18 protein-coding genes and 3 pseudogenes are annotated in these 24094 nt (G+C 34.8%); 11 read left to right on the top strand and 10 right to left on the bottom strand.

The genetic code is table 11. The annotated features are described in order from the left end of the window. The first annotated feature begins 473 nt into the window (after positions 1 to 473). Together ACZZZA_RS11275 and ACZZZA_RS11270 are read left to right on the top strand one after the other, a co-directional pair. Positions 474 to 1817 (top strand): annotated as a pseudogene (locus ACZZZA_RS11275) (cytochrome ubiquinol oxidase subunit I). After that, a complete protein-coding gene (locus ACZZZA_RS11270) occupies positions 1814 to 2824 on the top strand; it encodes a cytochrome d ubiquinol oxidase subunit II (RefSeq protein ID WP_463431794.1) in 1011 nt (336 codons plus the stop codon). Before ACZZZA_RS11275 ends, ACZZZA_RS11270 begins: the two are co-directional and overlap by 4 nt. A 3-nt stretch (positions 2825 to 2827) precedes the next feature. Here the strand turns inward: ACZZZA_RS11270 and ACZZZA_RS11265 are convergent, their stop codons facing one another. Together ACZZZA_RS11265 and lysS are read right to left on the bottom strand one after the other, a co-directional pair. Next, entirely contained in the window at positions 2828 to 3652 is an 825-nt protein-coding gene (locus tag ACZZZA_RS11265) for an OmpA family protein (protein WP_463431792.1), read from the bottom strand. 98 nt (positions 3653 to 3750) lie between these two features. Next, positions 3751 to 5449, bottom strand: a pseudogene (gene lysS, locus ACZZZA_RS11260) (lysine--tRNA ligase). 312 nt (positions 5450 to 5761) lie between these two features. On the opposite strand from lysS, the gene ACZZZA_RS11255 reads away from it, so the two are divergent. Further along, complete coding sequence (locus ACZZZA_RS11255; protein WP_463431790.1) at positions 5762 to 7360, top strand: hypothetical protein; 1599 nt, start codon at positions 5762 to 5764, stop codon at positions 7358 to 7360. A 70-nt stretch (positions 7361 to 7430) separates the two neighbouring features. Here ACZZZA_RS11255 and rlmF read toward each other — a convergent pair whose 3' ends face one another. The 3 genes from rlmF to ACZZZA_RS11240 are packed head-to-tail and all read right to left on the bottom strand — an operon-like array spanning position 7431 to position 8938. Continuing rightward, a complete protein-coding gene (rlmF, locus tag ACZZZA_RS11250) occupies positions 7431 to 8360 on the bottom strand; it encodes a 23S rRNA (adenine(1618)-N(6))-methyltransferase RlmF (RefSeq protein ID WP_463431788.1) in 930 nt (309 codons plus the stop codon). A gap of 3 nt (positions 8361 to 8363) precedes the next feature. Then, positions 8364 to 8726: a c-type cytochrome gene (locus tag ACZZZA_RS11245; RefSeq protein ID WP_463431786.1), complete on the bottom strand. Its 363-nt coding sequence runs from the start codon at positions 8724 to 8726 to the stop codon at positions 8364 to 8366. Then, a complete protein-coding gene (locus tag ACZZZA_RS11240) occupies positions 8726 to 8938 on the bottom strand; it encodes a hypothetical protein (RefSeq protein ID WP_463431785.1) in 213 nt (70 codons plus the stop codon). Before ACZZZA_RS11240 ends, ACZZZA_RS11245 begins: the two co-directional genes overlap by 1 nt. Before the next feature lie 344 nt (positions 8939 to 9282). Here ACZZZA_RS11240 and ACZZZA_RS11235 point away from each other — a divergent pair, with 344 nt between their 5' ends. The 8 genes and pseudogenes from ACZZZA_RS11235 to lipB all read left to right on the top strand — a co-directional run bounded on the left by ACZZZA_RS11235 (position 9283) and on the right by lipB (position 17116). Next, the gene (locus tag ACZZZA_RS11235; RefSeq protein ID WP_463431783.1) at positions 9283 to 10707 is read left to right on the top strand and encodes an anthranilate synthase component I family protein; all 1425 of its coding nucleotides are present in this window, start codon (positions 9283 to 9285) and stop codon (positions 10705 to 10707) included. Between the two features lie 267 nt (positions 10708 to 10974). Then, positions 10975 to 11583, top strand: a complete 609-nt coding sequence (locus ACZZZA_RS11230) for an anthranilate synthase component II (RefSeq protein WP_463431782.1) — start codon at positions 10975 to 10977, stop codon at positions 11581 to 11583. Between the two features lie 75 nt (positions 11584 to 11658). Next, positions 11659 to 12648, top strand: a complete 990-nt coding sequence (trpD, locus tag ACZZZA_RS11225) for an anthranilate phosphoribosyltransferase (protein WP_463431780.1) — start codon at positions 11659 to 11661, stop codon at positions 12646 to 12648. A 238-nt stretch (positions 12649 to 12886) separates the two neighbouring features. Further along, positions 12887 to 13672, top strand: a complete 786-nt coding sequence (trpC, locus tag ACZZZA_RS11220; protein ID WP_463431778.1) for an indole-3-glycerol phosphate synthase TrpC — start codon at positions 12887 to 12889, stop codon at positions 13670 to 13672. Beyond that, on the top strand, positions 13669 to 14337 hold the full coding sequence (locus ACZZZA_RS11215; RefSeq protein WP_463431776.1) for a phosphoribosylanthranilate isomerase: 669 nt from the start codon (positions 13669 to 13671) through the stop codon (positions 14335 to 14337). The genes trpC and ACZZZA_RS11215 overlap by 4 nt, the downstream gene beginning before the upstream one ends. Continuing rightward, positions 14324 to 15533: pseudogene (trpB, locus tag ACZZZA_RS11210) on the top strand (tryptophan synthase subunit beta). Before ACZZZA_RS11215 ends, trpB begins: the two are co-directional and overlap by 14 nt. A gap of 43 nt (positions 15534 to 15576) precedes the next feature. After that, a complete protein-coding gene (gene trpA, locus ACZZZA_RS11205; RefSeq protein ID WP_463431775.1) occupies positions 15577 to 16356 on the top strand; it encodes a tryptophan synthase subunit alpha in 780 nt (259 codons plus the stop codon). Between the two features lie 31 nt (positions 16357 to 16387). Continuing rightward, entirely contained in the window at positions 16388 to 17116 is a 729-nt protein-coding gene (gene lipB, locus ACZZZA_RS11200; protein ID WP_463431774.1) for a lipoyl(octanoyl) transferase LipB, read from the top strand. 434 nt (positions 17117 to 17550) lie between these two features. Here the strand turns inward: lipB and ACZZZA_RS11195 are convergent, their stop codons facing one another. From ACZZZA_RS11195 to ACZZZA_RS11175, 5 genes are all read right to left on the bottom strand, one after another. After that, a complete protein-coding gene (locus ACZZZA_RS11195) occupies positions 17551 to 18180 on the bottom strand; it encodes a peptide deformylase (protein ID WP_463431773.1) in 630 nt (209 codons plus the stop codon). A 108-nt stretch (positions 18181 to 18288) separates the two neighbouring features. Further along, a complete protein-coding gene (locus ACZZZA_RS11190; protein WP_463431772.1) occupies positions 18289 to 19161 on the bottom strand; it encodes a ChaN family lipoprotein in 873 nt (290 codons plus the stop codon). A 120-nt stretch (positions 19162 to 19281) separates the two neighbouring features. Continuing rightward, entirely contained in the window at positions 19282 to 20277 is a 996-nt protein-coding gene (locus ACZZZA_RS11185; protein WP_463431771.1) for an alpha/beta fold hydrolase, read from the bottom strand. Positions 20278 to 20361: 84 nt separating this feature from the next. Continuing rightward, the gene (locus ACZZZA_RS11180) at positions 20362 to 21342 is read right to left on the bottom strand and encodes an EamA family transporter (RefSeq protein WP_463431770.1); all 981 of its coding nucleotides are present in this window, start codon (positions 21340 to 21342) and stop codon (positions 20362 to 20364) included. 113 nt (positions 21343 to 21455) lie between these two features. Further along, entirely contained in the window at positions 21456 to 24074 is a 2619-nt protein-coding gene (locus tag ACZZZA_RS11175) for a T9SS-dependent M36 family metallopeptidase (protein ID WP_463431769.1), read from the bottom strand. Positions 24075 to 24094 lie beyond the last annotated feature (20 nt).

Here is a 24094-nt window from a genome sequence, read left to right as displayed (position 1 = left end):
AACTAAATCTAAAGAATTGAAACTTCCTCCATTGCCATCTGAATGCTGAAGATTTTTAAAAAAAATTTCTTTGGAATTTTTTTTTTGTTCATTAATAAAAAAACTATAATCAGAAGGAAGATTAATTATTTCTTCTCCTGCATATAAATACGATTTAGCCCATTCATAAACTGAGCATAAGAAAATGCAGCAAAAAAAAGAAAAAGGGCTGAAGCAACCTTCCTGTTTAACAATTCAATATAGGATTTTTTAAACACCTTATTTATATAAAAATTCTTACAAATATCGTGATTTTTTTCGACTTATGAAAGTAATTTACCTCTTAAAATATCCGAATTTATCCTAAAATTTGAATGATTCGTTCAACAAAAAACAATAAAGTTACAATGCAGATTTGAATTAATTGTAATGTTTTAAATCATATAATGTTACCATCATTTTATCCGTAACTTTAAGCTGGAAAAATTAAAACTATGGACGATTTTTTGGCTGCACGTGCACAAATGGCGCTTTCTTTGGGTTTTCATATCATTTTTGCCTGTGTCGGAATGGTGATGCCTTTTCTGATGGCTTTTGCTCATTGGAAATATCTCAAAACAGGAAATGAAATTTACAAAGGTCTTACCAAAGCATGGAGCAAAGGCGTAGCCATTCTATTCGCAACAGGAGCTGTTTCGGGAACGATGCTTTCATTTGAATTAGGACTACTTTGGCCGGGATTTATGAAGCACGCAGGACCCATATTCGGAATGCCGTTTTCTCTTGAAGGTACAGCATTTTTTATTGAAGCCATTGCTATTGGATTTTTCCTGTATGGTTGGGACAAATTCAACAAATGGTTTCACTGGTTTTGCGGATTTTTAGTGGGTTTAAGCGGCTTAGCTTCCGGAATATTGGTCGTTGCAGCCAATGCGTGGATGAATTCACCCACAGGTTTTGATTATATTAATGGAGAATACGTGAATATTGATCCCATCAAAGCGATGTTTAATGAAGCTTGGTTTCCGCAGGCTTTACACATGACGGTTGCCGCTTTTTGTGCAACGGGATTTGCCGTTGCGGGCGTTCATGCATTTTTAATTATGAAAAAAAAGAATGTAGAATTTCATACCAAGGCGTTTAGAATTGCGGCAGCCTTTGCAATGATTGGTGCTTTTGGCGCTCCTCTAAGTGGTGATGTCGCAGCAAAATCTGTTGCTGAAAGACAGCCGATAAAATTAGCCGCAATGGAAGCTCATTTTGAAACTGAAAAAGGTGCTGATTTCGTCATTGGCGGAATTCCGGATGAAAAAAAAGGGGAAATTAAATATGCTTTAAAAATTCCGAAACTTTTAAGTTTTTTGGCAACAAATGATTTTAATGCTGAAGTAAAAGGCCTGAATGATTTTTCGAAAGATTTGTGGCCCCCTGTAGCAGTTGTACATTATGCCTTTCAGTTGATGATTTTCTTTGGAGTGGTAATGATTTGCATTGGAAGTCTGTACCTTTACGCTTTCTTTTTTAAAAAAGACTGGCTGAGCAGAAACTGGCTTTTAAAAACTTTCCTTTTTGCTACGCCTTTTGGGTATATTGCTTTGGAAGCGGGCTGAACCGTTACAGAAGTTGGGCGACAGCCCTGGATTATTTACGGAATTATGAAGACTGTCGATGCCGTTACTCCAATGCCAGGAATTCAATACTCATTTTATTTTTTTACAGCAATTTTCATTTCATTATCATTAATTATTATATTCCTCCTGAGAAGACAAATTCAAATGGTTCCTAAACTCTACGATCCTACCGATGCACAGTTTAACCCTAAAAACAAGAAGTTATGATTTACGTTGTTATTGGATTTCTATGGCTTTCCGTATGTCTTTATGTAATTTTAGGCGGTGCCGATTTCGGAGCAGGAATCGTAGAATTAATTTCTAAAAAGAAAGCAAGAAAATATACCGAAAAAATCATGTACGATTCGATTGCACCCGTTTGGGAAGCCAATCATATGTGGCTGATTATTGCCATTGTAATTCTCTTTGTGGCATTTCCTGAAATATATACCACAATGTCTACTTATCTTCATATCCCATTGGTATTGATGCTTTTAGGAATTATCGCAAGAGGAACAGCATTTACGTTCAGAAATTATGATGCTGTAAAAGATGAGTGGCAGTTTTTATACACCCAAATCTTCTATTATGCGAGTCTTCTTACCCCTTTTTTCTTGGGATTAATAGCAGCTGCAACGGTTTCACAATCTATCAATCCTGATGCTACGACATTTTCAGACTTATACATCTTCAGTTGGCTCAATTGGTTCGGCGTTGCTGTAGGATTGTTTGTGGTAGCACTTTGCGCTTATTTAGCATCCATATTTTCTTTAAGAGAAATAAGTGACCGATTGGAGCTCAATTTGATGATTGAAAAATCTCACCAAACAATGATTTTTGTTGTTATTACAGGATTATTAGTTTTCTTAGCTGCATACCTTTCGGGCATTCCATTGGTAAAATGGGTGTTTTCAAAACCATTGGGAGTTATGGCAATTACTTTTGCAACGTTTGCTTTAGGTTTAATTTTAAAAGCAATGCATGATAGAAAATTCCTACCGGTAAGAGCTTTAGCTGGATTTCAAATCATCATGATTTTGGTTGCGGCAACGTATCAGCACAATCCAAATATCATCTTATTAGGAAACGGCGAGCATCTTTCTCTTCTGGAACATGTTGCAGCTCCCAAGACAATTACAGCTTTAGGTTGGGCGCTGATGCTGGGTTCTGTATTTATTTTGCCGTTTTTATTTTATCTGATGTTTTCATTCACAAAAGCTAAAAATAGATCTTAAATGTTATTTTTTAATTAAAACTAATTCAACTCTCCTATTTTTTATTCGGTCGGCTTCTGTAATTTCGGGATAAACAACGGGATTGAGATGACCGAGTCCTTTTACTGTAATTCGATTGAGATGAATTCCCTGCTTTATTAAGAATTCTTTTATGGCATTGGCTCTCGTCCATGAAAGATTGAAAGTTTTTAAATCGGTATCTTCACCATCAAAATTATCGTAATCGCAACAAATATGGCCCTGCAGTTCAACCTCCAGATTAGGATTTTCTTTTAAAATTTTAGAAAGTTTCGACAAATTGGCGTTACCTATCGGAAGCCAAATATGACGTCCACCAACAAAACTGACATCAGGAAGTGAAAAAGTATCTTTCACTTTCATCATTGCGATCTTTGCACTTAGAAAACTAGGATACATTTTCCTTGAGATTTTCTCTCCGGGAGCAAATGCTTTTTCAATAAACACATCTACCCTTCTGTTTTTTTTCCGCAGTTCTTCCGTACTGTTATCATTGATTTGTTTTTCTATTCCCAATCCTACTGAACTTCCTAATTTGATATTGCTTCCGATTTTCTTTTTTAAATATTCACTGACTGATTTTGCACGGTTTTCTGATAATTTTTTATTGAGTTCTACATTTCCTGTAGGATCACAATTTCCAAAAATTCTGAAGGTGAACTTTGATTGTAATTGAGACAAGCTATCAAGTCTTAATTTAGATTCCTGATTGAGATCGTAACTGTTGGTTTTAAAATAAACGGAAGTAAGCATTTGTGCATCAAATGTTACGGCAATGAGAAACATAAAAAAGAGTATGAAGGTTTTCATCAGCTTTTTCTTAACAACGAGAAATACTTAATTATAGTTTATATCAAAGAAAAATCCTGAAGCTTTTTCAGGATTTTATTATTTACTTTCAGTTAAGTTTAAACCAACTTCATCAAAACAACATCTTCAACTTTATCCACCTTAACCAAATTATGTTTCGTCAAAATCTTAGAAGCTTTATCCCATTTTTTACCTGAAAATTTGCTTAAATTTTTCACATCATTTAATGGCATCTGTTCACCGGATTTTAAAATTTCTAAAATCAATTTCTCGTCTTCTCCCAATTCGATTTGAGCAGCAGTTTTTTCCGGTCTCATTTGAGGGAAGAATAAAACTTCCTGAATAGACGGATTATTCGTTAAAAACATAATCAGTCTGTCCATACCGATTCCTAACCCAGAAGTTGGCGGCATTCCATATTCTAAGGCTCTTAAGAAGTCTTCATCAATAAATCCTGTTGCTTCATCATCGCCTTTTTCAGCTAATTTTAATTGCTCTTCGAAACGCTCTCTCTGGTCGATCGGGTCATTTAATTCTGAATAAGCATTTGCAATTTCTTTTCCGCAAACCATTAATTCAAAACGCTCCGTTAAACCTTCTTTGCTTCTGTGTTTCTTAGTCAAAGGAGACATTTCGATCGGATAATCGGTAATAAAAGTAGGCTGAATGAAGTTTCCTTCACACTTTTCACCAAAAATTTCGTCGATTAACTTTCCTTTACCCATCGTTGCGTTCACGTCAATTCCGACAGATTTTGCAAAATCGAACAATTCCTGCTCAGATTTTCCTGTAATGTCGAAACCTGTATATTTGATAATGGCATCAGTCATCGAAACTCTTGGATATGGAGCTTTCCAGCTAATGGTATGTTCGCCAAAAGTTGATTCTGAATTTCCGTTCACAGAAGTTGCACAGAATTCCAGTAATTTTTCTGTAAAATCCATCATCCAGTTGTAGTCTTTGTAGGCTACATAAATTTCCATTGCGGTAAATTCCGGGTTGTGAGTTCTGTCCATCCCTTCATTTCTGAAGTTTTTCGAGAATTCGTAAACACCGTCAAAACCACCTACGATCAATCTTTTCAGATACAATTCGTTTGCAATTCTTAGATATAATGGAATATCCAAAGCGTTGTGATGGGTAATAAACGGTCTTGCAGCAGCTCCACCGGGGATCGATTGTAAAATTGGAGTTTCAACTTCAAAATAACCTGCGTCATTAAAGAAAGTTCTCATGGCATTGAACAGTTTTGTTCTTTTTACGAAAATTTCTTTCACCTGCGGATTTACTGTTAAATCAACATAACGTTGTCTATATCGCATTTCAGGATCGTTGAAAGCGTCATGCACGATTCCGTTTTCATCAGTTTTTGCCTGAGGAAGCGGTCGTAATGCTTTGGTAAGCAAGGTAAAGTTTTTCACTAAAACGGTCATTTCGCCAACTTGAGTTGTGAAAAGACTGCCTTCAATCCCGATAATATCACCGATATCTAAAAGGTGTTTGTAGACATCATTGTATAATGTTTTATCATCTCCTGTACAGATTTCGTCTCTGTTAAAGTACACCTGAATTTTGCCCGTAGAATCCTGCAATTCAGCAAAAAGAAGCTTTCCCCTGAATTCTGCGGGACATCAATCTTCCCGCTATCTTCACCTGTTTACTTTCAGAAAAGTCCTGTTTTATAGATTCTGTAGTATCTGTAATAACATATTCTTCCGCTGGGAATGCATTGATTCCCATTTCAACAAGCTTATTCAGCTTTTCTCTTCTAATGATTTCCTGTTCTGATAATTGCATTTTTCTATATTTCAATAACGTGCAAAGATAACTGTTTTTGTAGGTTCGAGTCAAACAAAATATTTTAGCTGTAAAAAAATTCTTCATTCAGCCACAATGTATAGTTACAAAAACTTTTTTTGCATGTATTGTGACTTTTTTACAGACAATCAGAATATTTCATTTGCCTACATTATGAATAAAATCAACCAAATTATTCAAAAAAAGTAATTTTACATTTAATATTTAACATTAAAATTAAATATTTAATGTAAAAATCAAATTTTATAAAATTATTAATCTATCTTTGTTACAATACAAATGAAAAATACTATGAAAAAAAGAATTATTATTTTGTCTTCCTTGATCGGTTTAGGCATACACATTAACGCACAGGTAGGGATCAATACATCAATTCCTCAAGCAACTGTTGATATTACAGGTAAGCCTGATGAAGCAGCCGTATTAGACGGATTATTAGTTCCAAGATTAACTGGAAATCAGTTAAGAGCTAAAACTTACACTGACCAGCAAAATGGTGCAATTATCTATGTAACAGCAGCAGATACTGCTCCAGATGGGCAAACCATAGACGTAAAATCTGTAGGATATTACAGCTATAATTATTCTTTAAACAAATGGGTACCGTTTCAATTAGGTGAAGATTGGAATCTTACGGGCAATTCAGGAACAACAGCGGGAACTAATTTCCTCGGGACTCTGGACGATCAGGATCTTGTTTTTAAAAGAAATAATATCGAAGCTGGCTGGCTAAGCACCAATAATACTGCGTTTGGTGTTGGATCATTACCTACAACAGCATCAGGTTCCGGAAATGTAGCATTGGGAAACAACTCTTTAAGCAATATGGTTACTGGTGTACAAAATGTCGGTATAGGCTTTAATGCAGGAAAAGGCATTAGTGGCGGATCCAATAATATTGCCATTGGTAGTAACTCATTAGCCAGTGCTTTATCTGCTACGGTACAAAGAAATATAGCTATTGGAGATGGTGCTTTGAGTAGCACTACCGGTAATAACAATGTAGTTATAGGAACAAATTCTGGAGCAGCTATATCCTCCGGAGGAAATAATACAATTCTAGGAAACGGTTCAGCTACTACCCTTACTACCGGAAGTAATAATATTGCTTTAGGAAATAATATATCGCTTCAGACTGCTACAGCAAGCAATCAAATGAATATTGGAAACATTATTTTTGGTACAGGAATGAATGGTTCCCTCGCTACCCCCGCAGGAAATATAGGTATTAACCAGCCTGCTCCGGCAAGAAGATTAGATGTAAATGCCGCTATAGCTGCTTCTCCGGCGCCTATACGAGTAACCAACCTGCAGCCAGTTGCTGTAGGAAGCCCTTCTACCAGTACTGTGCCTTTAGTAATGGATACCGCTACCGGTGATATTTACAGAGGAAAATCTTCAGAATTATTAATCTCAAGCACAAATGTTATTCCTAATGCAACGCCAGTACAATTAAATGCAGCCGGTACCATTTTAGCGGTAGGATCAACTACCGGTTCACTTTATAACACTACTTTTACACTTACCCGTCCTGCATTGGTCTCCATATCTTATTCTATTTCCTTAGCCATTACCACAAATACAGGGGGAGTAATTTCCGATGGAACTCCTAGGCTTTCAGTCACTTGGGCTAAAATATCAGATGCTACAGGTGTCACAACGATACAAGACAACCTAGGATATTCATCAGTTTCACATACAAACGCTACTTCGTCTAGTCCAAACTTGAATAGTCCATATTATAATTCATCAAGTTCTTATGCAAATCTTCCTGCAGGAACATACCGCATCGATCTTATGGGACTAGTTGGCTGTTCAGGCTCTCAAACTGTAAGGGCAACATACGGTGCTAATAATGATAATCTCTTTATCAAAGTTGATTATAATTAATTGATAGCAAAAAGGTCTTACAATTTTTGTAAGGCCTTTTATATTTTTAAATCATCTTAAATATTTAAATTTACAAGAACCCATTTTTTCGATCTTTTTGAGAAACAAAAGTCCAAATCAAAATCCTGCTTACTTTTTGACCTTGAGTCATTTCAATGGTTCTTATTTCAATTGCTTTTGATTTCTTTAAAAGTGAAATCAGTTTAAATAGATTTTCTTTTTTTGAAACTAAACATGTAAACCACAGAATCTGAGATGAATATAAAACACTTTCTTCAATCATTTTTGAAATAAACGTAAGCTCACCGCCTTCGCACCAAAGTTCAGATTGTTGCCCACCAAAATTTAGAATAGGTTTTTGAGTTTTTGACTTTTTAAGATTTTTTGTTTTCCTGATATTTCCTTTCATGGCAGATTCTTCAGAATCGTGGAAAGGCGGATTGCACATCGAGAAGGTGAATCTGTCGTCAGAACCAAGAATATTTTTGAAGATAAAATTGGAATCAGGCTGAAATTTTAGCTGAATATTTGAGGAAAAATCCGAATTTTTATCTAAAATATTTTGAGCATTCTCCAGAGATTTTTGATTGATATCTGTTCCCAACATTTTCCAACCGTAAGACTGATGAGCAATTAATGGATATACCAAATTGGCTCCTGTTCCGATATCCAAACCTTTTACCGATAAACCTTCCGGAATATCTTTAAAATTTTCTGCCAGTAAATCTGCAATGTAATGAATATAATCTGCACGTCCGGGAATTGGCGGACAAAGATTTTCATCCGGAATATCCCAGTTTCTAACTTGATAAAAATGCTCCAGCAAAGCTTTGTTAAGTAATTTTACCGCTTTTGGGATGCTGAAATTGATGGTTAAATTTCCGTAAGTGTTATTAAAAACATAGTGTTTCAGTTCCGGCACACAGGAAATCAATTGTTCAAAATCATAAGGATTTCGGTGAAGATTTCTTGTGTGCAGCACTGATTTTTCGGTGGTCATCAATTATTTTTTGAGACTTAAAATATATTCCACCATTTTTTTCGCATCATCTTTTGAAATCTGCGGATGAGGCTGCATGGCAACGTCTTCCCAAACTCCGCTTCCTCCGTCGATAATTTTTGAAGCAAGCATTTCGATATCCTTTTCAGAATATTTTCCTGCAATTTCTTTGTACGAAGGACCAATCATTCTCTCATCGGCGCTATGACATGACATACAGTCAGACGCTTCTATAAGGCTTTGCCCTGAAACATTAGTCACAACAGGAGTGGAAATATCTGACGAAGACTGTATATCTGAATTTTCTTTTTTAGAACAAGAAATAATAAGCAGGCTTACAAATCCGGTCAAAAATAGTTTTTTCATTATTTAGTAGCCGTAGAATCTGTAGATGGTGATGGAGCAGGAACTGCAGTAGCCGGAGCTGTATCGGTTTTAGCTGTAGAATCACTTACTACAGTTGGAGCTGCAGGTTCTTCCAGCATAATGTTGCTATCCTGTAAAGATTTGTCAGTTTTTTTTGAACAGCTTACTGCAAACAGACTTCCGATAAATGCGATTGCTAATACTTTTTTCATATATAGATTTTTAGATTAATTGTTTCTTGAAATCGCCTAAAGATTTCATTTTTTATTTGGTCACAAAAATATAAAAATAAAGTTTCAAATAAGAGCGTTCTTATTCTTTTTTAAATCGTAATTATTTTTTCGGTTTTTTGTTTCTGATCTGAAAAAAAGTTTTACATTTGTCACATGAATAATTCAGTTAACAAATTTTGGTGGTGGCACTCAAACTCTTCGTCGAGTCTGATGCTATTGTCTTGTTGTTAATTACAGCCAGAATCTTATAGAAAAACATACAGAGACTTTGACGATTGCGTTGAAGTCTTTTTTTTGTCGATTATTTAAAAAAAATTATCAAAATGTTTCATAACAAAATCCATATTAAAACCACATCAAGAAAATCATTGGGCGATCTGCAGACTCCGATGAATATTTACCTGCAGATCAGGGATAAATTTCGTGATACTATTCTTCTAGAAAGCTCAGACACGAAGAATCTTGACAATAACTTCTCTTTTATTGCCATCAATGCCATTGCAGGAATTGAGATTAAGAATCTTCATGAATTTGAAGTGAAATTCCCAAATAAAAATCCTGAGAAAAAATCTTTAGAAAACATACAAGTGACCAATTTATTGAATGACTTTTCAAAAGTTTTTGTTTGCGAAAAAACACATGATGCAATAGAAGAGATTGCACAAAGTCTTTTCGGGTATACAAGTTTTGAAGCCGTCCCGCTTTTTGAAAATATTCAGTTTAAACCTCAGAGCAAAGAGGTGGAAATTCCGATTCTGCGTTACAGATTGTATCAATATGTTATTGCAATTAATCATTTTAACGATGAAATGCATTTGATAGAAAATCAGATTGAAGGCATAAAATCTGAATTGAGATTGCTGGAAGATTTAATTAAGAATAAAAACACACTCGTTTATCCATTCGAAAAAGAAGGTTCAGAAACATCCAATCTTACGGATGAAGAATATTTGGAATTGGTAAACAAAGCACAAAAACACTGCAAAAGAGGTGATGTTTTTCAATTGGTTCTCAGCAGAAGATTTGAACAGAAATTTAAAGGAGACGAATTCAATGTGTATCGTGCCTTAAGAAATATCAATCCATCACCTTATCTCTTCTTTTTTGATTACGGAAATTACAAATTATTTGGTTCAAGTCCTGAAAGTCAATTAATTATTAAAAACAATACAGCTACCATTCACCCGATTGCAGGAACTTTCAGAAGAAGCGGAGATTTTGATATCGACTTACAATCTGCTGAAGCTTTAAAAAAAGACCCGAAAGAAAATGCAGAACATACGATGTTGGTAGATTTGGCCCGGAATGATTTAGGAAAAATAGGAAAAAATGTCACGGTAACCAAGCTGAAAGAAATTCAGCTTTTCTCCCACGTTATTCACATGGTCAGCGAAGTAACTGCCGAATTGGAAGAAAACACCAATCCTTTTGATATAGTTTCTGCTACTTTTCCACAAGGAACATTAAGCGGAGCACCAAAGTATAAAGCTCTTCAATTAATTAACGAATACGAAAAAGATTCCCGTGGATATTATGGTGGCTGCATCGGGATGATTGGTTTAAATGGCGACTGTAATCAGGCAATTATGATCCGAACATTCTTAAGTAAAAACAATACTTTATTTTATCAGGCAGGAGCAGGATTGGTTGCAAAATCTATTCCTGAAAACGAGTTGCAAGAAGTAAATAATAAGCTTAATGCACTGAAAAAAGCGGTGGAAAAGGCAGAAAGACTGGTTGTTGGTTGATCGTTTTTAGTTGATAGATTTTTTAAAAACATAAATATGGAATACAAAGACTTAGAAGTATGGATAGCAGAAAAAAAACTTACAAAACTTGTTTACGATACACTTTTTATTTATTGCAAGACGCTTTCTCTATGAATTGGAAACACAAATTTGCCTATCACCCGATTTAGAATTTATCAATAATGACAAATTAGCTATTATTTTAAACCAAATAATACTTTGCAAAAGTTATTGAACAGATTATTAATTATTACAGAAAAAAATAAAATGACAAATATACCATCAACCAAAAACCAACAACCAACAACCAAAATATTGGTGTTCGATAATTACGATAGCTTCACCTACAACCTCGTTCAAATGATTGAGCGATTGACGAATCAAAAAGTAGATGTTTATCGCAACGACGAAATTTCATTAGAAGAAATCGAAAAATATGACAAAATCATCCTTTCTCCAGGCCCCGGAATTCCTGAAGAAGCCGGAATTTTATTAGAGGTAATAAAAAAATATGCTCCAACTAAAAGTATTTTGGGAGTTTGTCTTGGTCAACAGGCAATTGCAGAAGCTTTTGGAGGAAGCTTAATTAATCTGACAGAAATATTTCACGGAGTGGCAACCTCTTCAACAACCACAAGAGAAAACGTACAATTATTCAAAGATTTACCCAAAGAAATTGAAGTTGGAAGATACCACAGCTGGGCCGTAAACCCGGAAAACTTTCCTGTCGAATTGGAAATTACAGCAACAGATCACGATGGAATGATCATGGCTTTGCAGCATAGAAGTTATGACGTTCACGGAGTTCAGTTTCATCCTGAAAGTATTTTAACACCTGATGGAAACCAGATTATTAAGAATTTTTTAAATAGTTGATTCATTTGGCTGATTGTTGACAGAAATTTATTTTATACCAATCTAGCTAAAAACCAACAACTAAATACCCACTCTATGAAAGAAATCCTAGAATACCTCTTCAATCATCATACTTTGTCGAAATCGGAAGCAAAAGCGATTATGATTGAAATCGCTCAAAATAAATTCAATGCGACTGAAGTGACAGCTTTTATCAGTATTTTCCTGATGCGAAATATTACTTTAGAAGAACTCGAAGGTTTCAGACAGGCATTATTAAGCATGGCTGTACCTGTAGATGTAGAAGAAAAAAATACCATCGATATTGTCGGAACGGGCGGTGACGGAAAAAACACCATCAATATTTCGACTTTAGCGAGCTTTATCGTTGCCGGAACCGGACAAAAAGTTACCAAGCACGGAAATTACGGCGCTTCAGCGATTACAGGATCATCCAATGTTTTGGAAGCTTTAGGTTATCAGTTCAAAAAAACTTCTGAAGAACTCAATCAGGATTTAGAAAAAGCAAATATTTGTTTTCTCCACGCTCCTTATTTTCATCCTGCACTGCAATCTGTCGGAGCTTTGAGAAAATCTCTTGGCTTAAGAACCTTTTTCAATCTTTTGGGTCCCCTGGTAAATCCAGCAAAACCTCAATTCTCCGTAATCGGAGTTTACAATTTAGAGATTGCAAGAATTTATCAGTATGTACTTCAGAAAGACAGTCGTGACTTCATACTGGTGCATGGATTAGACGGATACGACGAAATCAGTCTTACCGGCGACACCAAAATCATCACTAAAAGCGGCGAAGAAATATATACTTCAGAAGATTTAGGTTTCGACCCGGTTGATCCACAAAACATTCTGGGAGGCTCTACTATTGAAGAATCTGCTCAGATTTTCAGAACTATATTAGAAGGAAAAGGCTCTGCAGATCAAAATGCTGTTGTTTTGGCGAATGCAGCAACTGCTTTATTCCACACAAACAATTGGGGTTCTTATCAGGATTGTATTTCACTTTCAAAGGAAAGTCTGGAGAGTGGAAAAGCTTTGAATAGTTTAAAGTTATTAGTTAATGGTTGATAATTTTAATTGGCAGTTTATGGCGACAATTTCCGCCCTCCGTTCTCGCTTTTTTTATGTCATTGCGAACAAAATGAAGCAATCTCTCATCGATATTATCCAATCGCAATGCCAGAAAAAAGAGCTCCACTCAGGTCGGGTCGCAATTTAGTCATCAATAGAAAATTTAGTTTTCAAAAATTATAGACCAGGATTTACAAAAATCATTAAAAACATTTTCAAAAATATCAAAAGCAAAATGAACATTTTAGATACAATCACGGAAAGAAAAAAACTGGAAATTGAAAATTCAAAATCTAAAATTTCTGTTGAGCAGTTGAAAGATTCAGAATTTTTTAACAGAACAACTTTATCATTGAAAGAAACACTGAATTCAAAATCCGGAATTATTGCCGAATTTAAGAGACAGTCTCCAAGCAAAGGAATTATTAATGACAAAGTTCCTCCCTTAGAAGTTGTTTCAGCGTATGAGAATTTCGGAGCGAGTGCAGTTTCTATTTTAACCGATACCCATTTTTTCGGAGGAAGTTTTGATGATATTTTAAATGTGAGAAATAAAATCAATATTCCTATTCTGCGAAAAGATTTTATGATGGATGAATATCAGTTGTATGAAGCAAAATCAATCGGAGCAGATCTTATTCTATTGATTGCGGCCTGTCTTTCACCCGATCAGGTTTCTGAGTTTACAGAACTTGCACACCATTTGGGTTTAGAAGTTTTACTGGAAATTCATACCGAGGAAGAACTTCAACACATCAATAAAAATATTGACTTTGTAGGCATCAACAACAGAAATCTGAAAGATTTCAAAGTTGATTTACAACATTCTGTTAACCTTAAAAATCAGCTTCCTGAGAATATTTTATCTATTGCAGAAAGCGGAATTTACAATGAAAAAGATTTTAAATTTCTGAAAGAGAAAGGCTTTGACGGATTTTTAATGGGAGAATATTTCATGAAAAACACAAACCCCGGAAATACATTCTCTGAATTTGTTTCTAATGTATCAATTGAGTCATGACAGAAAACCAACAACAACCCACAGATAACCAACAGCTTAAAATCAAAGTCTGCGGATTAACAAAACTGGATCAGATTCAGGAATTGATTGCTATGAACATTGATTTTTTAGGCTTTATTTTCTATGAAAAATCGCCGAGATTTGTTATAAATCATTTGAATTTAAAGGAAATTTCTGAAATCAATCATCAGGGAAAAGTTGGGGTTTTTGTAAATGAAAGTATTGAAAAAATAGTTGACATTTCAGAAAAAGCAGATTTAAATATCATCCAGCTTCACGGTGACGAAAATGAAGATTTTATTTATGATTTAAGAAAAAAGCTAAAAGCACAAATTAAAATGATTAAAGTAATCAGAGTTGGAAATCAGAACTCGAATGAATTACAAAAAACCATCAACCAAAAACCATCAACCATTGACTACCTCCTTTTCGACACCGATTCAAAAGCTTTTGGCGGAACCGGAAAAACTTTCGACTGGAATTTATTAAATAAACTGGAAATTCCATTTCCGTATTTTCTAAGCGGCGGAATTTCTTTAGAAAACTTTGATCATATGAATGATTTAAATCAAAAGCCATTTGCTATTGATGTCAACTCAAAATTTGAAGTCGAACCCGGAATCAAAGATGTAGAAAAAATAAAAAAATTATATGAAAAATTATAAAAATCCAGACCAAAACGGATATTACGGAGAATTCGGCGGTGCTTTTATCCCGGAAATGCTCTATCCGAATGTGGAAGAATTGCAGAAAAACTATCTTAAAATCATAGAATCCGAAGAATTTCAAAATGAATATCAGGATTTACTGAAAAACTATGTCGGCCGAGCGACTCCACTCTATTTTTCGAAAAATTTGAGCGAAAAATATAAAACTAAAATCTATTTAAAAAGAGAAGACCTGAATCATACCGGAGCGCATAAAATCAATAATGCACTGGGACAGGTTTTATTGGCAAAACGTCTCGGAAAGCATAGAATTATTGCTGAAACCGGAGCAGGACAACATGGTGTTGCAACCGCAACTGCATGTGCTTTGCTGGGTCTGGAATGCATCGTTTATATGGGAGAAGTTGATATCGCAAGACAGGCTCCCAATGTCGGAAGAATGAAAATGCTGGGTGCAACTGTTATCCCCGCAACTTCTGGTTCAAAAACTTTGAAAGATGCTGTAAATGAAGCATTAAGAGATTGGATTAATAATTCAACGACAACACATTACGTCATCGGAAGCGTGGTGGGACCACATCCTTTTCCTGATTTGGTAGCGAGATTTCAGAGTGTGATTTCAAAAGAAATTAAAGAGCAGCTTCACGAACAAATTGGAAGAGAAAATCCGGATTATGTCATTGCATGCGTTGGCGGTGGAAGCAATGCTGCAGGTGCTTTTTATCATTTTGTTGAGGAAGAAAATGTAAAAATTATTGCCGCAGAAGCGGGCGGTTTCGGAATTAATTCCGGGAAATCTGCTGCAACTACTTTTCTGGGAACTTTAGGTGTTTTGCACGGAAGCAAAAGTCTGGTGATGCAGACTAATGACGGACAGGTTATTGAGCCACACTCTATCTCCGCAGGTCTTGATTATCCGGGAATAGTGACCTTTTCATGCTCATTTATTTCAGGAAAATCGTGCAGAATTTTTCAGTATTGATGATGATGAAGCGTTGCAATCGGCTTTTGAGCTCACAAAACTCGAAGGAATTATTCCTGCTTTAGAAAGTGCTCATGCTTTAGCGGTTTTAACTAAAAAGAACTTTCATGAAAATGATATTGTTGTCATCTGTCTGAGCGGGCGTGGCGATAAGGATATGGAAACGTATTTAAAGATGCTGGAAGATGGAAGTCAGAAGGCGGAAGTTTAATTCCATTAAAAATTAGAATTTTTCAACCTTAATTTAATTAATTATGTATTCACAAAACATCAAACTTCCAGCATCCAGCTTCCAAATTAAAAAACTTCTCAATATCTATTTCACAGCAGGAATTCCACAATTGGATGATACAGCTGAAATTATAAAACTTATCCAAAATGCCGGGGCAGATATGATGGAAATCGGGATGCCGTATTCTGATCCTGTTGCCGACGGTCCGGTTATTCAAAAAGCTCATGAACTGGCTTTGAAAAACGGAATGACTATTGAAAAACTTTTTTCGCAATTAAAATCCATTAAAAATGAAATCAGAATTCCTGTGATTCTGATGGGCTATATCAATCCTGTTTTAAGTTTCGGGTTTGAAAATTTCTGCAGAGAATGTTCTGAAAGCGGAGTTTCAGGATTAATTATTCCTGATCTCCCACCCATTGAGTTTGAAAAAAATTATCAGAAAATTTTAGAGAAATACAATCTCAATTTTACTTTTCTGATCACTCCTGAAACTTCGGATGAGAGAATTATGTATTTAGATTCTTTAAGTTCAGGATTTTTGTATGCAGTCAGTTCGTCTTCTACAACCGGGAGTGAGAATACTGTTTTAAAAAACGAAGAATATCTATCAAGAATTGCATCACTTCCATTAAAAAATCCTGTGATGATCGGTTTCGGAATTAAATCTAAAGAAGATTTTGAAAATGTTACTGAAAAAGCAGATGGCGGAATCATCGGAACAGCCTTTGTCAATATTTTACTAAATGATAAAGATTGGCAGATAAATGCCATAGATTTTATTCATTCTATAAAAAATTAAAATTCACTAAATTTGTCTGTTAATTAAAGGCATGAACACACATCAAAATAAAGTCGTTGCATTTGAAGATTTAGGCATCAAAGATTATCAGTCTTCCTGGGATTATCAGGAAAAACTGATGAAAGGCATTATTGATACTAAAATCAAAAACCGGGATTTATCCCCGGAAAATCATCTGACAACTTCAAACCATTTTCTTTTGGTAGAGCATCCTCACGTTTACACTTTGGGAAAAAGTGGTCATGAAGAAAATATGCTTGCCGGAATTGATAAACTCAAGGAAATTGATGCAACTTTTGTAAAAGTAAACCGTGGCGGAGATATAACGTATCATGGCTTCGGACAAATCGTGGGGTATCCGATTTTAGATCTTGAAAATTTCTTCACCGATATTCATTTATATATGCGAAATCTTGAAGAAGTTATTATCAGAACGATGGCAGAATTTGGTTTAAATGGTGAACGTTCACCTGGAGAAACCGGAGTGTGGCTTGATGTGGGAAAACCGTATGCCAGAAAAATCTGTGCAATGGGTGTAAAAGCTTCTCGTTGGGTCACTTTGCATGGTTTTGCATTCAATGTTAATACCGATATGCGTTATTTTGAATATATTATTCCTTGCGGAATTAAAGATAAGCAGGTGACTTCTTTGAAAAGAGAACTGGAGAGAGAATTGACTTCTGAAGAAGTTGAAGATATTAAACTAAAGATCAAAAAGCATTTTGCGGATGTTTTTGAAGCGGAATTGGTGAATAAATAATTACATACAGTTTTGAGTTACGGTCATATACAATTTGAACCTGGTATTGAAAGAAAAATCAAATTATCAATCGTTGCTTTTTTTTTGTGGTGACTATTGGTTTTTTAGTTATTCGAGAATATTTTTATGGTGATGATATTACTAAAAGGATTTTATTAAATATAGAAAGAAACACCTCCGTAATTGATATTTACAATAATAAAGAACAACACAATTCCCGTTATGCTAAATACTCAAATGGAAGCAGTGAAATTTTAGAATTTTCTTATCAAATAGGAGATTCCATTTCCAAAAACAAAGGTGATTCTATAGAATATATATTTAGAAATGATACAATAATTCAAAATAATTTACTTGAGAATTACAGAAATAATCAATAGTATTTTCTACAATTGGATTTAGTTTTATATTCTCGAAAAATCGTAAAATTTTCATTATCTCTTTACAGAATCACTTCTCTTATAAGCATCCACTTTTATATACTCAACATTCATTTCCTTCTCTTTTTTATCTGAAATTAAAATCCCGAAAAGATGGTCAATCTCATGCTGGAAAATAACTGCGGTGAAACCTTCTACGATTTCTGAGTATTTTTGCCCTTTCAAATCAACGTATTCCAACTGAATGACTTTGCTTCTATAAAATTCACCTCTGAATTCAGGAATTGAAAGATCACCCTCAGAGCCGAGATTCTGTAATTCAGATTTCCAGGTAATCACCGGATTGATAAAATACTCTAATGGTTCGCCTTCTTTATCAAAACGCTGCACCCAGATTACTTTTCTGTTGATCCCAACTTGTGGTGCGGCAATTCCTACTCCGCCATCTGTTGAAAGAAGAGATTCTTTCATTCTGGCAACCAAAATTGATGTGTTTGGATCTAAAGGATCTATTTCTGTTGATTGACCTAATAAAGTGGAATGCTGATGAGCATCTGTCGTTTGAAAGATGGGTAATAAGGTTTTAATATTGCCTTGATTGATCAGAGATATTTCAGTGGGGGTCAATTTCTGAGCATTTACAAACCCGACAAAAAGCATGAACAGAAAGGATAGTTTTTTCATTTATTTTGGAATCTTAAACAAATATAAAGATGTTTTTATATTTCGACTAAAGCCTATTGATGTATTTCTTTTAAAAACGGGCTAAAGCCCGCTCCTATTTATATACTTTTAATAAGTCTTCGTCATATCCGCTGGAATGATCAGATTAAAATTGGTTGGAATATAATCCTTTTCAGGAAGTTTCAACTTCGGATTTTCTGATTCAAATACAGAGATAACTGCCATTTTAAGATTCGGAGCTTTCTGTTTGATATACCAGTAAATTCCGCCAAATTCTTTGCTGTGAAAATTTCCGTTGTAATGGATGAATGTTTTTCCTACTTCCCTGTTTTTCAAGATAGATTCTGCCATTGTTGCATCTTTTATTGCCTGTGCAGAGATGAAGTTCATTACTTTTGTTCCTTCAGCATGTTCACCCATCATCTTTTTCATTTCAGGATAACCGGGAGTGTCCAACGTAACTTTAACAGGAAGCTGGGCAATGTAAGTTTTTTCTTTTTGGCTTAAGTTATTCAAGGATTCAAGACCTTCTTTTGCCGTTTGAGAAGCATATTTTCTCGGAACATTGGTTGCGAGAAATTTCAGTTTTTTGTCTTTAGCAAAATCTAACAATGGCTTATAATCTGTGGTAAAATTATTCCATAAACGAGCAGAATCTTTCAGGGTTTTAGCATCAAATTTTCCACTTAAATAATTGTTTAATTGAGATTGATTATCCCTTTCAAACATTTCGGCACCTAAAATAATCTGTCCGCTTTTCTTTTCAAATAATGCTTCGGTGATCTTTAATTGAAGCCAGTGATTGATTGAGCTGTTATGATTTTCGCCAAAGAAAACGACATCATATTCTGCTAATTCTTTGACTAATTTATCGGTTTTTATTTTATTTCCTTTTTGATTATAAAACCGAAAAGATTTTAAATTCTGAGCATTTATTGAACAAAAGCAGATCAGTAATAAAGCTGAAATGACGTTTTTCATTTTTAAATTTTTTATCATTTACAAAGATAGTTTGTTCATTTGAAGTATTTAAATCTTTCTTTTGGGAAGAGATTGTCTTATGCCAGGAGGACTTCCTCACATTCACAAAATCTGATATTTTTACTTTATAAAATCATACAATGCAGTCCAAAATTTGTCATACACTTCGATGTGCGGAAGATGACCAACATTTTCTAACTCTACCAATTTTGATCCTGTAATTTGCTGCTGCGTTTTCTTTCCCAATTGCTGATATTGTCCCATTGTTGGCTGAATTTCTTTTGGAGCGCGGTCTTTTCCGATTGCAGTGCGATCTCTTGTCCCAATAATAAGTAACGTGGGAGTTTTTATATTTTTAAATTCGTAAACGACAGGCTGATTAAAGATGATATCGCTCGTCAAGGCAGCATTCCAGGCGACTTGTGGGTAATCTTTATGCAGCGTCCAACCCGCAATCATATCCAGCCAAGGTTGATATTCTTCTTTCCAATTGTTGTCGTAATAAAATGTTAGCTGGTACTTTTTGTAGGATTCTGCTGTATTTTTAAGTTCAGACTGATACGCTTCATCTACGGTTTGATATTTTGCCAAAGTTTTGTAGTCTTCAAGGCCGATAGGATTTTCAAGAATCAATTTTCCAACAGTTTCAGGATACATTAAGGTAAATCTTGCAGCAACCATTCCGCCCATTGAATGTCCTAAAACGATCACTTTTTCGATTTTTAAATCATCTAAAACCGCTTTCGTATTGCTTGCCAATTGTGCAAATGAGAACTGATAATTTTGAGGTTTAGAAGATTTCCCAAAACCAATCTGATCCGGAATAATAACTCTGAAACCTTTATCTGAAAGATCTTCTGCTGTTTTTTTCCAATATGCACCGTTAAAATTCTTCCCATGAAGAAGCATGATGGTATTTCCATTTGCTTTTTTTGGTTTTACATCCATGTAAGCCATTTTCAGGTTCTGTTTTTGCGAATTAAAATCTTTAAAATGAACCTCAAAAGGATATTGGTAATTGGTAAGCATTGCATCCAGAGGTTTTATCTGAGAAAAAAAAGATACTGGTGCCATTGAAAACATCATTATAACCACTGCATTTTTAAAATATTTCATGAAAATTTATTTTAGAACTTAAATTTAAAAAAACCGCTTCAAAAGAAACAGTTTTTGAGGTTATTTATAATTTAATTATAAGTTCTAAGAAAATTCTGACACCATATTTTGATTTTTTGATGGCAGATTCATCAAAACAATAGCAAACAGTATTAAAATAATTCCCAACCATTGAATGAGCACAACCTCTTCACCTAGCAGAACATAAGCCATGGTAACTGAAACCGGAAGTTCTAATGATGAAATGATGCTTCCCAAACCTAAACCGGTATTCGGAAATCCGAGATTAAATAAAATTGGTGGAATAACGGTTCCGAAAAGGGCCAAAATAAATCCGTATGTCCAGAATATAGAGTAATCGAATGATCGGATGTGCTGCGTATTTTCGGTAAAATTTAAATAAAATGATTTCAAACCCTCAAAATACATGGGACCAATCTGTGCAAAAAATAAAAATAACAGAACAATAACCGAACCTCCGGAAAGCATAATAATACTTTTTCTGAGAACCGGTAATCCAGTCGCTAATTTGTTGGAGGTAAACATCGTCATCGTGAAAGAAGCCGCTGCAAGCAATCCCCAAAAGATGCCGTGCCAATCGATTTTCACTTCTAAATTGATAAGATTGGTTGCTAAAACAGTACCCAGTAAAACGATGCAAACTGAAACTACTTTTCTGAGATTAGGTAATTTTTTAGCTAAAAAACTTTCCACAACCACACTGAACCACACAGATTGCATCAGCAGAACAATAGCAATCGACACATTGATATACTGAACCGAAATATAATAAAACAGGCTTGTGCAGCCTAAAGAAGTTCCTGCCAAAAGCAACATCTTAAACTCTTTCGAAGTGGGTGATGACAACGTTGTTTTTGAAGTGATGGTCTGTATAAAATTTAAGATCAAAAGACCTACAAATCCCATAACAAACTGTGCAGTAGTAACCTCTGATGTAGTAAACCCATCTTTGTAAGACATTTTTACAAAAGTTGCCAACATCCCGTAAATACTCGCTCCTACCCCAACAAACAAAACTCCTTTTAAAATATTTTTCTTCTCCATAACCATTTTTTCGGCCGGCAAAGTTACAATTTAAAAATTTGTTTCATTGAGTTTCAATATTAAATAAAAATCACTCCAGAATTTCTGAAGTGACTGTAATATTTTTTCAATTATTATTTTTTAACTATTATTTTCGAAGAAATATCTATTCCTATACCTCGTAATTTTACAACATACACTCCATTTTCAAAATCTTTTGTAGAAACCGGAATTCTTGAGTCGGGCGAAGATCTGTTTTCTGATAACACCAATTTTCCCGACATATCATAAATCTGAACATGAACTTTTCCTATTGTATTATCTTTTAAATAAATAAAAAATTCATCCTTCGCTGGATTGGGATAGATGGCTATGAGACTTTTATCAATTGTGATATTTGAGTTACCATCCATACAATCTTTCGGGATTGAAAAGTCTTCTTTTTGATCATTAATATTCATTTTATTTCCGGCCAGAGCATTCAGCCCTAACCCTCTTCTGGCAAAAGTTTTCCAGATCATACATCTGTTTTCTCCTTTAGTGGTAAGCATTTCGGCAGATAATACGGCATTTCGCCCATCTATAAATGTAGGATTACATACCTGTAATTTTAAGGCATCTGTAACCAACTGTAAAATGCGTGAGCTTCCGTTATTCATATCAGATGTAACATCAGAAGCATATCCGTACTTAGCAGCATACTGCCAATGCAAATCCCATAACATCGTTGCCCACACAAATCCTATTCTGTGTACATCGGGAACGATTTCAGAATCTTCTTCAATTTCCATCCCGTTTGTATCTCCGTACGTGTAATCATTAACAGAAAAATCTGGTGAATATTTTGCGGATCTTAATCCTGCACCGCTTGTTGACTGCCCGCTTGCATACGTTCCTATACTTCTCGGCACAGATGCATTATCATTAGGACTGTTGGTAAGCATCAGTGCAAAAAAATCTGACCAGCCTTCCCCCATCTGTTCTTTACTTTGATTTTTGGAAAGGCATGAAAATCCGTTCCCTGTCAATCGGTTAGAGATACCATGACCATACTCATGAGTAATAATACCGTTATCAAAACTTCCGTCTGGAGTTATTGCAGTTGCAGGATCACTTTTTAAAGTTACATTTACAGCTACCGAATTATTTAATTGAGTTTTAATATATTCTCCTTCGTCATTTGTAATTAAAACTGAAGGTATCGTTATCGTCGCATCTGTTCCTCCCATTGAAGACGGAAAATTAACTGCGCCGGAATTGTTATAAATGATTGCAGCAATTGCACCTGCATTCTGAGCATTTTTTACTTTAACTGTGAAAGTGCAGTTCGTACCGCCACCTCTTTCTATGAGTCCGATTTTTCCGGTTAAAGAATTTGCTGTTAATGGAGAACAGGCATCAATTACATTTGCTAAAACAACATCTCCCGTGACGCCCGTTCCATTGAGCGCAGGTCCAAACTGGGCAGCATTTGCCTGAGGAATACGCGGAATTGCCGATAAAGGAGCGTTATAAAAAAAATATCTGTTGGCTGTAGACCAAAGAAACATCTGCATCAGCGGTTTACTACCATCTGACGGTGTTGTAAAGTTGGCATTATTCAAACCTCCGCCATCTTGTGATTCGGCGATTACATAATCATTTCCTGCACCACCTTTTCCGAAATTGTTCTGTTGAAAATTTCTTGCAGATTCTGTAAATCCAAAACGATAAAAAATGTCGTGAACTTTATTATTGATATAAAAAAGATTGGTAATTGCTGAATTTTGATTAAATGAAGGAGTTCCGTTGATTGAAAAAGGAAAATTAAAATTCCTATTTGCGCCACCATCGGGAGAATATCCCGGTTCGTCTTTATCTTTAGTATCTTCATAAGCGTAAACATTGTTCCCTCTTGTTATGGTATATTTTGTATTTCCTGTCGAATGCCATCCTTCCGGAGAAGAACTCAATATCCAAGGGTTTGTAAGAACTGACCGGTTACCGAAAGTAGGTGCTTCTATCGGGAGAGGAAATACATTGTAAGAGGCATTATCTGGCGCAAAAACATTTGATGATTTATGTTTTACATTTTGAGATTTTGTAAAATATTCATTTGAATGATCGTGGCCATAAGCTCCTGCGTGAAAATTGCATGATAAAGTGAGATTTTCTTTGTTTAGAATTTCTCCTGTGTTAGCGTCGATTAAAATATTCCATGAGTTTTGTGATTTTGGTTCCCGAAGAGAAAAATGATGGGCAAGTCTTAAATTAGAATCAACTTCCACAAACGTCAGGTTTTGTTTTACAAATTTTTTATGATCAGGCTCTAAAGCATCCCTGTCAATAATCTGAAATGTTGAAATTTCTTTTTTTCCTAAAGCTAAAGCAATTTTTTCCAGGGCGTATTTTTGGCTGAAAAATGCCGTGTTTGAAGTAGAAACTTGATAGTTTTTTATAAATGTATCTGAAAAATATGAAATTTCTCCATTCTTTATTACCGCTGTTCCTACTGCATTGTAAATAGGATATCCTTTGAATTTTTGCTGAATTTTCACAATCTCACTTTTCAAAGATGCTGATTGATCTATATTATCAATTTCAAAATCTGTAAGACCGTCTTTTTTAAAATCCTGAATTTGTTTTGTGAGAATATAGTTTGCAATCAATCTTTTCTGTTGCTGAGAAAACATAGAATGAGAAAACAATACAAATAGCAACATCAGTATTTGAATACTCTGAGTTTTTATTTTATCAATAAAATTACAATTCATGATTTCATTTATTAATACTT

Source organism: Chryseobacterium sp. AC405b (assembly GCF_979258685.1).
Note: the sequence above shows the minus strand (reverse complement) of the source record. Positions and strands in the feature narration are given on the sequence as shown.